This window comes from Pseudomonas sp. BP11-1-1 (assembly GCF_052112105.1).
Classification (GTDB): Bacteria; Pseudomonadota; Gammaproteobacteria; order Pseudomonadales; family Pseudomonadaceae; genus Aquipseudomonas; species Aquipseudomonas alvandae.
In genome coordinates this window covers 12,649-25,011 of record NZ_JAUTYU010000019.1, presented here as the reverse complement: position 1 = coordinate 25,011, position 12,363 = coordinate 12,649, and the positions used below count along the sequence as shown (strand labels likewise).

General features: G+C 61.3%; 13 protein-coding genes. 2 read left to right on the top strand and 11 right to left on the bottom strand.

The window, feature by feature from the left end:
• Positions 1-8: 8 nt before the first annotated feature.
• The 3 genes from Q7C33_RS24505 to Q7C33_RS24495 are packed head-to-tail and all read right to left on the bottom strand — an operon-like array spanning position 9 to position 1,656.
• A complete protein-coding gene (locus Q7C33_RS24505) occupies positions 9-722 on the bottom strand; it encodes a PilW family protein (RefSeq protein WP_407684291.1) in 714 nt (237 codons plus the stop codon).
• Entirely contained in the window at positions 719-1,180 is a 462-nt protein-coding gene (pilV, locus tag Q7C33_RS24500; protein ID WP_217860371.1) for a type IV pilus modification protein PilV, read from the bottom strand. The genes Q7C33_RS24505 and pilV overlap by 4 nt, the downstream gene beginning before the upstream one ends.
• Positions 1,177-1,656 (bottom strand): GspH/FimT family pseudopilin, encoded by a 480-nt coding sequence (locus Q7C33_RS24495; protein WP_407684290.1) that lies wholly within the window; start codon positions 1,654-1,656, stop codon positions 1,177-1,179. The genes pilV and Q7C33_RS24495 overlap by 4 nt, the downstream gene beginning before the upstream one ends.
• 126 nt (positions 1,657-1,782) lie before the next feature.
• On the opposite strand from Q7C33_RS24495, the gene Q7C33_RS24490 reads away from it, so the two are divergent.
• The gene (locus Q7C33_RS24490; protein ID WP_407684289.1) at positions 1,783-2,322 is read left to right on the top strand and encodes a GspH/FimT family pseudopilin; all 540 of its coding nucleotides are present in this window, start codon (positions 1,783-1,785) and stop codon (positions 2,320-2,322) included.
• Here Q7C33_RS24490 and ispH read toward each other — a convergent pair.
• The 6 genes from ispH to murJ form a co-directional block, all read right to left on the bottom strand.
• Complete coding sequence (ispH, locus tag Q7C33_RS24485) at positions 2,276-3,223, bottom strand: 4-hydroxy-3-methylbut-2-enyl diphosphate reductase (RefSeq protein WP_030140280.1); 948 nt, start codon at positions 3,221-3,223, stop codon at positions 2,276-2,278. The two genes, Q7C33_RS24490 and ispH, sit on opposite strands and share 47 nt — an antisense overlap.
• A gap of 174 nt (positions 3,224-3,397) precedes the next feature.
• A complete protein-coding gene (gene fkpB, locus Q7C33_RS24480; RefSeq protein WP_030140281.1) occupies positions 3,398-3,835 on the bottom strand; it encodes an FKBP-type peptidyl-prolyl cis-trans isomerase in 438 nt (145 codons plus the stop codon).
• A complete protein-coding gene (gene lspA, locus Q7C33_RS24475) occupies positions 3,828-4,340 on the bottom strand; it encodes a signal peptidase II (RefSeq protein WP_198798117.1) in 513 nt (170 codons plus the stop codon). Before lspA ends, fkpB begins: the two co-directional genes overlap by 8 nt.
• Entirely contained in the window at positions 4,333-7,164 is a 2,832-nt protein-coding gene (ileS, locus tag Q7C33_RS24470) for an isoleucine--tRNA ligase (protein WP_258648301.1), read from the bottom strand. Before ileS ends, lspA begins: the two co-directional genes overlap by 8 nt.
• Before the next feature lie 13 nt (positions 7,165-7,177).
• Positions 7,178-8,116: a bifunctional riboflavin kinase/FAD synthetase gene (gene ribF, locus Q7C33_RS24465; protein ID WP_198798115.1), complete on the bottom strand. Its 939-nt coding sequence runs from the start codon at positions 8,114-8,116 to the stop codon at positions 7,178-7,180.
• 129 nt (positions 8,117-8,245) lie between these two features.
• Positions 8,246-9,784 (bottom strand): murein biosynthesis integral membrane protein MurJ, encoded by a 1,539-nt coding sequence (gene murJ / locus Q7C33_RS24460; RefSeq protein WP_030140285.1) that lies wholly within the window; start codon positions 9,782-9,784, stop codon positions 8,246-8,248.
• A gap of 254 nt (positions 9,785-10,038) precedes the next feature.
• Between murJ and rpsT the strand changes: the two genes are divergently transcribed.
• The gene (gene rpsT / locus Q7C33_RS24455) at positions 10,039-10,317 is read left to right on the top strand and encodes a 30S ribosomal protein S20 (protein ID WP_003185593.1); all 279 of its coding nucleotides are present in this window, start codon (positions 10,039-10,041) and stop codon (positions 10,315-10,317) included.
• Positions 10,318-10,520: 203 nt separating this feature from the next.
• Here the strand turns inward: rpsT and Q7C33_RS24450 are convergent, their stop codons facing one another.
• Together Q7C33_RS24450 and proB are read right to left on the bottom strand one after the other, a co-directional pair.
• Positions 10,521-10,985 carry a CreA family protein gene (locus tag Q7C33_RS24450; protein ID WP_030140286.1) on the bottom strand — a complete coding sequence of 155 codons (465 nt, stop codon included), beginning with the start codon at positions 10,983-10,985 and terminating at the stop codon, positions 10,521-10,523.
• A 9-nt stretch (positions 10,986-10,994) separates the two neighbouring features.
• Positions 10,995-12,113 (bottom strand): glutamate 5-kinase, encoded by a 1,119-nt coding sequence (gene proB, locus Q7C33_RS24445; RefSeq protein ID WP_198798113.1) that lies wholly within the window; start codon positions 12,111-12,113, stop codon positions 10,995-10,997.
• Positions 12,114-12,363 lie beyond the last annotated feature (250 nt).

Here is a 12,363-nt window from a genome sequence, read left to right as displayed (position 1 = left end):
TCGCCCCTTCATAGCAGCCGGTTCCGCAAAGCGGCGACCACATTGAAGGTCTGGTCGCGCACGGTGTTCCGCGGATCGAACAGCGTCAGGGTCAGGCGTACGCTGCGGATCAGCGCCGGGTCGCTCGGGTTGGCGCTGTAGCTGGTGGCAGCGGTGTCCGTCGCACTGCCGGCCATGCCGAATGTCACGTTGAATGCCCGTACATTGTCCACCAGCACCGCCATGGTCGGAGTGCCGGGGCCTGTGCCCAGCAGTAGCTGATTGTTGTTGAAGCCGTAGATCAGTCGGCGAATCGGGAAGGCCAACTGACCCGTCGCGGGCGCACGGGCGTTGGAATAGGCCGTTGCCGAGGTGCGGCAATCGGAGACCACGGTCCAGGTCGGTGCGTTACCGCCACTGCCAATGTCCGCCGTCACCAGGGTCAACCTGCGGTTCGCGTTGTCCCAGCGGATCGGCGTGATCTGGCTGGCCGCGAAACTGTTATCCGTGGAAGCATCGATGACGGTCGCCAGGCAACCGAACATGCCGACCATGCGAATCTCCTGAACCATCTTGCTCAAGGCAAACCGTGCGTCCTCCTGCATGACGGCGGCAGCGTTCTGGCTGACGTAGGTGTTCTTCGCCTCGATGAAAACCTGCACGACGCCCAACACCACGATGAGGCTGATGACCAGCGCGATCATCAATTCGATCAGGCCGAAGCCGCGGCTGCGTCCGTTCATGGCGTCGCCGCCACCGGATCGACGGCGACACGGCTGGTCAGCACGAAGCTGCGCCGCGCCTCGGCCGCGTTGGTCGTGTTGGCGGCCCGGGCATCGTCCCAGGAAATGGTGATGGTGTAGACGCGCTGGTTCAGTGCCACAGTGCCCGTGGCGGTGGCGCCGCCGAAGGCAACGATGTTGGTCTTGAAGTCGTACAAGTCCTGGTCCCGGGCCACGTTGAGATTGGGTGAGCCGGGTGGAGCGATGGTGTAGTCGGCGCCAGAATTGGCGCGGATGCGGTCCAGCAGGTCATAGGCAATGAAACTGGCCTGGCTGGTCATGCGCGAGCTGTCGGTGTATTTGAGCGCATTGAGCTGGATCATCGCCGCGCCCAGCAAGCCCACCCCGAGGATCAGCACTGCCACCAGCACTTCGATCAGCGTCATGCCCTCCTGCGCCTTTTTACTGCAACCCTTCATCCGCAATTTCCATTCAATACGATTCGTCCATTGAGGCAAACATTCAGCGTCCTGCTTTGCGCCCCCCTTACGTAATTGAAGCTCACCGGCACGGCCAGGCCCGATAATCCGCCGAGGTTGTTGAAATCGATACTGGTCACCTCTGAGGTTAGCGTCAGAGTCGCGCCGCTGCCCATCGCTGGAACAACCCGCAATACATTCGGGCTGGGCGGATTGCCAGTGTTGTCATACACGATCAATTCGCCGTTCCAGGCACCACCCTGCGTGGTCGGGCGAACGCGCGTGGTGATGCCACGGTTGATCGCTTCCATTCGGGCGAAATTCAAGGCCCGCTGCAGGTCACCGATTTCGGTATCGGCCTTGGTGCTTTGCAGCGAACCGGTGAACGACGGCACCGCCATGGTAATCAGCAGCAGCAGCACGCCAAGGGCCACCAGCACCTCGATCAGCGTGAAACCTTTTGTACGAAGATCCATCGATGCCCTCCGTTGCCGTCGGCTATACCTGCCATTACACGCTAGAACAAACCACCGCCGTGTGGGTGGTTGTTTCAATCAGGACGCCAGGATCGCGTCGTTTTCGTACTCCAGGGAGGAGACGTCATGGATCAACAGGGCTTCAGCCTGATCGAACTGCTCATCGGACTGGCAATTGCCGCAATTGTTCTGCCGTTGGCCAGTACAAGCTACACCCAACTGATCGAATCCATCGAACGCGAGGACACTGCGCAGCTACTGCTCAGCGGATTGCGCAGCGCCCGCAGTGAAGCCATCACGCGTAATCGCCGGGTGTTGATACACGCAATAGACAACGATTGGAGCAACGGCTGGCGGATCACGCTGGACGACAAGGAGAAGGCCTTGCTGAAAGAGCGCAGGAGCAGCGCTCGGGTAGTTGGCAACTCGACGGTCAAGCGCAGGATCAGGTTCGGCAGCCAGGGAGAGGCCCTGCATTCCAATGGCTCATTCCAGGCCGGCACGCTGCATGTGTGCGCCAAACGCGGACCGATCAGCCATCACCAAGTGATATTGGCGCCGTCCGGCCGCGTCCGCCTGGAAAGTATCGAGGCCGAGCAGGCCTTGTGTGCAAAAGGACTCAAAGCAGGGAGCGGACGCGCAGTTCCTTCGGCATCGAAAACGTGATGTTTTCCTCGCGACCGGCCAACTCGTCAGCCCCGGTTGCACCCCAGGCCTGCAATTGCTGGATCACGCCGCGCACCAGGACTTCCGGGGCGGAGGCACCGGCGGTAATGCCGATCCGCTCGACGCCGTCGAACCAGCTGCGCTGCATGTCTTCGGCGCCGTCGATCAGGTAGGCCGGGGTGGACATGCGCTCGGCCAGCTCACGCAGACGGTTGGAATTGGAGCTGTTCGGGCTGCCGACGACCAGGACCACGTCGCATTCGTCGGCCAGTTGCTTGACCGCGTCCTGACGGTTCTGGGTCGCGTAGCAGATGTCGTCCTTGCGCGGTCCGCCAATGGCAGGGAAGCGCGAACGCAAGGCATCGATGACCCGGCTGGTGTCATCCATGGACAGGGTGGTCTGGGTGACGAAGGCGAGCTTCTCCGGGTTGCGCACCTGCAGGGCCGCCACGTCTTCCTCGTCCTCGACCAAGTAGATTGCGCCGCCGTTGCTGGCGTCGTACTGGCCCATGGTGCCTTCGACTTCCGGATGACCTTCGTGGCCGATCAGGATGCATTCGCGGCCGTCACGGCTGTAGCGCGCGACTTCGATATGGACCTTGGTGACCAGCGGGCAGGTGGCGTCGAACACTTTCAGGCCACGGCCGGCGGCTTCGGTACGCACCGCCTGGGAAACACCGTGGGCACTGAAGATCACGATGACGTCGTCCGGCACCTGGTCCAGTTCCTCGACGAAAATAGCCCCGCGGCTGCGCAGGTCCTCGACGACGAACTTGTTGTGCACCACTTCATGGCGCACGTAGATCGGCGGCCCGAACACTTCCAGGGCGCGGTTGACGATTTCGATCGCCCGGTCCACGCCGGCGCAGAAGCCACGGGGGTTGGCGAGTTTGATTTGCATGCTGTGCCTCGTGTCTTGCGCGCAAGAGATTGAATCAATGCAATCCAGTGTGGGAGCGAGCTTGCTCGCGATGGCGGTATATCAGCCAACGTCAATATTGACTGATCCGACGCCATCGCGAGCAAGCTCGCTCCCACAGTGAATCGGGTGGCAGCAGGAACTGCCTGTTAAATCCTAAACCGCCTTGACCTCAAGAATTTCCACTTCGAAATTCAAGGTCTTGCCCGCCAGTGGATGATTGAAATCAACGGTCACCTGGGCATCGTCAAATGCCTTAACCACACCCGGCAATTCGGTATTGGCCGCGTCATTGAAGATCACCAGCAAGCCCTCCGACAGTTCCATGTCCTGGAATTGCGAGCGTGGCATGGTCTGCACGTTTTGCGGGTTGGGCTGACCAAAGGCATTTTCCGGCGGAACGACCACGGTTCGCTTGTCGCCGGCCTTGAAACCGAAGATTGCCGCTTCGAAACCGGGCAGCAGGTTGCCGTCGCCGACCTTGAACACCGCCGGAGCCTTGTCGAAGGTGCTGTCAACGGTGTCGCCGTTTTCCAGGTGCAGGGCGAAGTGAAGCTTCACTTCGGTGTTTTGAGCGATACGCTGCTCAGTCATGGACGGCTTCTCCGGTTTTCTTGCTCTTGAACATATCCAGGGCGAGCATCACGGCGCCCACGCTGATGGCGCTGTCGGCAAAGTTGAACGCCGGGAAATACCAGCGGTTCTGCCAATGCACCAGGATGAAATCGATCACATGGCCCAAGGCAATCCGATCATAGAGGTTGCCCAACGCGCCGCCGAGGACCAGCGCCAGCGCCACGGCCAGCCAGGTTTCGTCACGCCCCAGGCGCTTGAGCCAGACCACCAGCACGGCACTGACCACCACGGCAATCAGCGCGAACAGCCAGCGCTGCCAGCCCGAACTGTCGGCCAGGAAGCTGAACGCCGCGCCAGTGTTGTAGGCCAGGGTCCAACTGAAGTAGTCGGGAATGACCACGATCTGCTGGTACATGGTCAACGCGTTCTCGAAGTAGTACTTGCTGGCCTGGTCGATGACCAGCACCAGCAAGCTCAACCAGAGCCAGCCCAACCGACCGAAACGGCCCGCTGCATTAGGCATAGTGGCGAACCTCGCCGCTACCGCTGATGTTGTCGACGCAACGACCGCAGATTTCCGGATGCTCCGGGTTCACGCCGACGTCTTCACGGCAGTGCCAGCAACGGGCGCACTTGGTGTGGTTCGACTTGACGATCTTCAGCTTCAGGCCGCTGACTTCAGTGATCACCGCATCGGCCGGCGCCTGCACGAAAGGTGCAACGCTGGCGGTGGAGGTGATCAGCACGAAGCGCAGTTCGTTGCCCAGCTTGGCCAGGTCGGCGCTCAAGGCATCTTCGGCATAGAGGGTCACTTCGGCTTGCAGGTTGCCGCCGACGGCCTTGGCCGCCCGCTGGATCTCCATTTCCTTGTTGACCGCAGCCTTGACCGCCATCACGCGATCCCAATACGCACGGTCCAGCTCGAAGCCTTGCGGCAGCTCGGTCAGGCCTTCGTACCAGGTGTTGAGCATTACCGATTCGTTGCGCTCGCCCGGCAGGTATTCCCACAGCTCATCGGCAGTGAACGCCAGGATCGGCGCGATCCAGCGCACCAGCGCCTCGCTGATGTGGAACAGCGCAGTCTGGCAGGAACGACGGGCCTTGCTGTTGGCGCCGGTGGTGTACTGGCGATCCTTGATGATGTCGAGGTAGAAACCACCCAACTCCTGGACGCAGAAGTTGTGGATCTTGGAATACACGTTCCAGAAACGGTACTCACCGTAGTGTTCCTGCAATTCGCGTTGCAGCAACAGGGTACGGTCCACGGCCCAGCGGTCCAGCGCAAGCATGTCTTCGGCCGGCAGCAGGTCGGTGGCCGGGTTGAAGCCGGTCAGGTTGGAAAGCAGGAAACGCGCGGTGTTACGGATGCGCCGATAAGCGTCTGCACTGCGGGTCAGGATTTGATCCGACACGGCGATCTCGCCCGAGTAATCGGTCGAAGCAACCCACAGACGCATGATGTCGGCGCCGAGGGTGTCGTTGATCTTTTTCGGCTCGATCACGTTTTTCAAGGACTTGGACATCTTGCGGCCGGACTCGTCGACGGTGAAGCCGTGGGTCAGCAGCTCGCGGTACGGCGCGTGGTTATCGATGGCGCAACCGGTCAGCAAGGACGAGTGGAACCAGCCACGATGCTGGTCCGAACCTTCCAGGTACAGGTCGGCGCGCGGGCCGGTCTCATGACCCATCGGGTGCGAACCGCGCAGTACGTGCCAATGGGTGGTGCCGGAGTCGAACCAGACGTCCAGGGTGTCGCTGATCTTGTCGTACAGCGGTGCTTCGTCGCCCAGCAGCTCGGCGGCATCGAGCTTGAACCAGGCTTCGATGCCTTCGGCTTCGACGCGCTTGGCCACGATTTCCATCAGTTCGACGGTGCGCGGGTGCAACTCACCGCTTTCCTTGTTCAAGAAGAACGGGATCGGCACGCCCCAGTTACGCTGGCGGGAGATGCACCAATCCGGACGGTTGGCGATCATCGAGTGCAGGCGCGCCTGGCCCCAGGCCGGCACGAACTGGGTTTCTTCGATGGCCTTGAGCGAACGCTGGCGCAGGGTGTCGCCGCTGGTGGGCTGCTTGTCCATGCCGATGAACCACTGCGCGGTGGCGCGGTAGATCAGCGGGGTCTTGTGGCGCCAGCAGTGCATGTAGCTGTGTTCGATGACGGTGGTGTGCAGCAACGCACCGACTTCGGTCAGCTTGTCGACGATGGCCGGGTTGGCTTTCCAGATGAACTGGCCGCCAAAGAACTCCAGCGACGGCGCGTATACGCCATTGCTCTGCACCGGGTTGAGGATGTCGTCATTGACCATGCCGTATTTCTTGCAGGTCACGAAGTCGTCGACGCCATAGGCCGGCGCGGAGTGAACCACGCCGGTGCCTGCGCCCAGTTCCACGTAATCGGCCAGGTACACCGGCGACAGGCGGTCATAGAACGGATGGCGGAAATTGATCAGCTCCAGCGCCGAACCCGGGGCGGTGGCGATCACCGAACCGTCGAGGTTGTAGCGGGCCAGGCAGGATTCGACCAGCTCTTCGGCCAGCACCAGAAGCTTGTCGCCGACATCGACCAGGGCGTAGTTGAATTCCGGGTGGACGTTCAGCGCCTGGTTGGCCGGGATGGTCCACGGGGTGGTGGTCCAGATCACGATCGAGGCCGGCTTGGCCAGCTTGCCCAGGCCGAAAGCCGCGGCGAGCTTGTCTTCATCGGCGATCGGGAACGCGACGTCGATGGTCGAGGACTTCTTGTTCTCGTACTCGACTTCCGCCTCGGCCAGGGCCGAACCGCAATCGAAGCACCAGTTTACCGGCTTGAGGCCCTTGAACACGAAGCCGCCCTCGACGATTTTCGCCAGGGCACGGATTTCGCCGGCTTCGTTCTTGAAGTCCATGGTCTTGTATGGGTTGGCGAAGTCGCCCAGCACGCCGAGGCGGATGAATTCGGACTTCTGCCCTTCGATCTGCTCGGTGGCGTAGGCACGGCACAGCTCGCGGGTCTTGTCCGCGCCCAGGTTCTTGCCGTGGGTCACTTCGACCTTGTGTTCGATCGGCAGGCCATGGCAGTCCCAGCCCGGGACATACGGCGCGTCAAAACCCGACAGGGTCTTGGAGCGGATGATCATGTCCTTGAGAATCTTGTTCAGCGCGTGACCGATGTGGATGGTGCCGTTGGCGTACGGAGGGCCGTCGTGCAGGACGAACTTCGGACGATCCTTGCCAATCTCGCGCAACTTTCCGTACAGGCCAATGCTGTCCCAACGCTGCAGAATCTGTGGTTCGCGCTGAGGCAGGCCGGCCTTCATTGGGAAGGCGGTGTCCGGAAGGTTTAGCGTGGCTTTATAGTCGGTCATTTAAGGCTCTTCATTAGCGATTGGCGCTGGTTGCGACAAGGGCACGGGCGGCGGCGATATCTGCATGGATCGCCGTCTTGAGCGCCTCCAGAGAGGCAAAACGCTGCTCTTCACGCAGCTTCTGGTGGAAAACCACCGTCAAACGCCGGTCATACAGATCGCCGGCAAAATCCAGAATGTGTACTTCGAGATGGGCCTTGCCATCCCCCTGCACCGTAGGACGAACGCCAATGTTGGCGACGCCGGGCCAGGTCTTGCCGTCGATGTCGACACTCACCAGGAACACCCCGGTCAACGGCACGCGACGGCGCTTGAGTTGCACGTTGGCCGTTGGCGTGCCCAATTGGCGCGCCAGCTTCTGCCCGTGCAGGATCCGCCCGGCAATCCGGTACGGCCGACCGAGCAAGCGCTCGGCCAATGCGAAGTCGGCAGCCGCCAGGGCGTTGCGGACCTGGGTGCTGCTGACGCGCAAACCATCCATCTCGACGGTCTGCGCCGCTTCGACGGTGAAGCCCCGGGCGACGCCGGTCTGTTGCAGGTAATCGAAATCGCCTGCCCGGTCGCAACCGAAACGGAAATCGTCACCGACTTCCAGATGCTTCACGTCGAGGCCATCCACCAGGATGGTATCGACGAATTCGGCGGCACTGAGCTGGCTCAGGCGCTGGTTGAAAGCCAGGCACAGGACCCGGTCGACGCCTTCGGCCGCGAGCAATTGCAGTTTGTCCCGCAACCGGGCCAGACGGGCCGGAGCGGTGTCCGGGGCGAAAAACTCCCGGGGCTGCGGCTCGAAGATCACCACGCAACTGGGCAGGCCCAATTCCAGCGCACGCTCGCGCAGCCGCGCCAGGATAGCCTGGTGGCCACGGTGAACACCGTCAAAGTTGCCAATAGTGGCGACACAGCCCCGATGCCGGGGACGCAGGTTGTGGAGGCCTCGAACCAGCTGCATAACGCGCTTCTTGCTCATAAAGTGGCCGATTATAACCACACCCGGCGGTCGGTGACAGGCAACACCGTAACCCAAAGTGATCGAACCGACAAAACCGCCGCCCGCCCCTGGATTATCAGGGGCAACCTGTCAGCTCAAGGCCTTGCGATTGAAGTCGCGCAAACGGAAGCCCATCAACAGCAACATGCCGAAATACGCCACCACGCCCGCCACGACCAGCACACCCAGGCGCAGGAAACGCTCGAGCATCACGCCTTCGCCCCAAGCCGGCATGAAATGCATCCCGACCAGCAGCACCGCCGACATCACCGCCACGGCGACCAGCAACTTGAGCCCGAACTTGCCCCAGCCCGGCATCGGTTGATACATCTTCTGCTTGCGCAGTTGATAGAACAGCAGCCCGGCGTTGAGACAGGCACCCGCGCTGATCGCCAGGGCCAGGCCGGCGTGGGCCAGCGGACCGATGAGCAGCAGGTTGAACAGTTGGGTCATGCACAGGGTAAAGATGGCGATTTTCACCGGCGTACGGATGTTCTGCTGGGCGTAGAAGCCCGGCGCGAGGACTTTGATCACGATGATCCCGAGCAGCCCCACCGAGTAGGCGATCAGCGCCCGTTGGGTCATCAGGGCATCGAATGCATTGAATTGACCGTACTGGAACAGCGAAACCGTCAGCGGCTCGGCCAGGATCCCCAGCGCCAGGGCACAAGGCAGGACCAGTACGAAACACAGGCGTAGGCCCCAATCGAGGATCCGCGAATACTCATGGCGATCCTGGCTGGCGTAGGTCTTGGCCAGGGTCGGCAGCAGGATCGTGCCCAGCGCCACGCCCAGCACGCCGGATGGCAATTCCATCAAGCGGTCGGCGTAGTACATCCACGACACCGAGCCCGCCACCAGGAACGAGGCAAAAATGGTGTTGATGATCAGGGAAATCTGGCTCACCGAGACGCCGAGGATGGCCGGCAGCATCTGCTTCATGACCCGCCACACGCCGCTGTCGCGCAAGTTCAGCCGCGGCAGCACCAGCATGCCGATCTTCTTCAGGTGCGGCAGTTGGTAGAGCAACTGCGCCAGGCCGCCCGCCAACACCGCCCAACCCAGCGCCATCACCGGCGGATCGAAGTACGGCGTCAGGAACACCGCGAAGATGATCATGCTGACGTTGAGCAGCGTCGGCACGAAGGCCGGCACGGAGAAACGGTTCCAGGTGTTGAGGATCGCGCCGGCCAGGGACGACAGGGAAATCAGCAATATATAAGGAAAGGTCACCCGCAACAGGTCAGAGGTGAGCTGGAATTTTTCCGGCGTGTCGGTGAAACCTGGTGCAGTGGCCCAGATCACCCAGGGCGCGGCGAGCATGCCGGCGGCCGTGACCAAGGCCAGCACCAGCGTCAGCAGACCGGTGACGTAGGCAATGAAGGTACGGGTCGCTTCGTCGCCCTTCTGGCTTTTATATTCCGCCAGGATCGGCACGAAGGCCTGGGAAAACGCCCCTTCGGCGAAGATCCGCCGCAACAGGTTGGGCAACTTGAACGCAATGAAGAAGGCGTCGGTGGCCATTCCGGCACCGAATATCCGGGCGATCAACGTATCGCGAACGAATCCCAGGATGCGGGAAAGCATCGTGATAGAGCTGACGGCAGCCAACGATTTGAGCAGGTTCATGAAAAGAGTTTTTGCCTGTCGATAAACAGCAGGCGAACAATGCGCCCACTTGTGCGATACTCCGCGCCGCTAAACAGCACAGCGCCAAAGCCCGCGAGTTTACAGGTCGCACGCCGGAAAGAAATCATTCGGTGCGCCGCACCTGCCATTCAGCGGAACGTGTCACCCGCCCTTGACAAGACCTCAACTCATCGGCATGATTCGCGGCCTATTTTGTTTGCTATTTCCTAAAAAGTCTTTCGAGGAGCTCGACGGTGGCCAACACACCTTCCGCCAAAAAACGTGCAAAACAGGCTGAGAAGCGTCGCAGCCACAACGCCAGCCTGCGTTCCATGGTCCGTACCTACATCAAGAACGTAGTCAAGGCCATCGACGCAAAAGACGCTGAAAAAGCACAAGCTGCTTACGTTCTGGCTGTGCCAGTTATCGACCGCATGGCCGATAAAGGCATCATCCACAAGAACAAGGCTGCTCGCCATAAGAGCCGCCTGAATGGCCACGTAAAGGCCTTGAACGTTGCCGCTGCTGCCTAAGCGACGCGCTCATTAAAAAACCGACCTCAGGGTCGGTTTTTTATTGCCTGGGATTTACCAGCCGCACCTCAAATTAAAACTGTGGGAGCGAGCCTGCTCGCGAATGCGATCTGCCAGTGACATTGATGCCAGCTGACACACCGTATTCGCGAGCAGGTCGGATTGCCGCACCATCGCTCCCACACAAGGGCATTTAGTGCAGGTTATTGAGCCCGAGCCCAAGGCAAGATCGGAATAGCGGTCACCGCATTTTGCGGACTGCCCTCGATCACCCGGTCGCTGTAGACCAGGTAAACCAGGGTATTGCGCTTCTTGTCGAGGAACCGCACCACTTGCATGGTCTTGAACACCAGCGAAGTGCGCTCGCGGAACACCTCCTCGCCATCCTTGAGCTCACCCTTGAAGCTGATGGGCCCAACCTGGCGACAGGCGATGGACGCCTCGGCGCGATCCTCGGCCAGGCCCAGGCCGCCTTTTACACCCCCAGTCTTGGCTCGCGACAGGTAGCAGGTCACGCCATCGACCTTAGGGTCGTCGAACGCCTCGACCACGATCCGATCGTTCGGCCCGACAAACTTGAACACGGTCGAGACCTGACCGATTTCTTCGGCCGAAGCCAGCAGCGGCACTGCCAACAGCAAGCCGATCAATCCTTTTGCCAAACCCATGATTTTTCCTTAGACGAGGATCAGGTTGTCACGGTGAACCAGCTCGGGCTCCGCCATGTAACCCAACAAGCCGACAATCGCATCAGACGACTGACCGATGATTTTCTGCGCCTCCAGCGCGCTGTAGTTAGCCAGGCCACGGGCGATCTCGCGACCGTCCGGCGCCACGCACACGACCATTTCACCGCGGCGGAAACTGCCCTGGACGAGCTTCACACCTACCGGCAGCAGGCTTTTGTTGCCTTGGGACAAGGCCGACACGGCACCCGCGTCCAGCACCAACGTGCCACGGGTTTGCAGATGCCCAGCCAGCCATTGCTTGCGCGCCGCCAGCATGCCGCGCTCTGGCGAGAGCAAGGTGCCGATGCGCTCGCCTGACTTCAGGCGATCCAGCACCCGCTCCAAGCGCCCGCCGACAATGATGGTATGAGCACCGGAACGGGCCGCCAGACGCGCAGCGCGCAGCTTGGTCTGCATGCCACCGCGCCCCAGCGCCCCGCCCGTACCACCGGCAACCGCATCCAGCGCCGGGTCGTCGGCACGGGCTTCGTAGATCAGCCTGGCGTCAGGGTTGTTGCGCGGATCGGCATCGAACATGCCGTCGCGGTCCGTGAGAATCACCAGCAGGTCCGCCTCCACCAGGTTCGCCACCAATGCAGCCAGGGTGTCGTTGTCACCAAAACGGATCTCGTCGGTGACTACGGTGTCGTTCTCGTTGATCACCGGGATGACTTTCAGCTCCACCAGCGCTCGCAACGTACTGCGGGCATTGAGGTAGCGCTTGCGGTCGGACAGGTCGTCATGGGTCAGCAGGATCTGCGCCGTGTGGCGGCCATGCTCGGCAAAGCTCGACTCCCAGGCTTGGACCAGGCCCATCTGGCCGATGGCGGCAGCAGCCTGCAGCTCATGCATCGCGCTGGGTCGCGACGTCCAGCCCAGGCGACTCATACCGGCGGCCACGGCCCCGGACGAGACCAATACCAGTTCGACGCCAGCCTCATGCAAGGCCACCATCTGCTCGACCCACACCGCCATTGCCTGGCGATCCAGGCCTTTGCCATCCGCTGTCAGCAGTGCACTGCCGATCTTCACGACCCAGCGCTGCGCACCCGTCACCTTGCTCCGCATTTTCTTCAACCTTTGCCAGCGAACGGCGCGACCCAGCGCCGCCCATGGGATTATTCGTATTTGCGTTCTACAGATACCAAAACGCCGCTCGATTGAGCGGCGCCTTGGAAACCGGCTGGTTACGATGATAACACCGCACCGAAACACTTGAACCTGTGGGAGCGATGGTGCGGCAATCCGACTTGCTCGCGATTGCAGGGGTCAGCAATATTGATACCGGCTGTCACACCGCTATCGCGAGCAAGCTCGC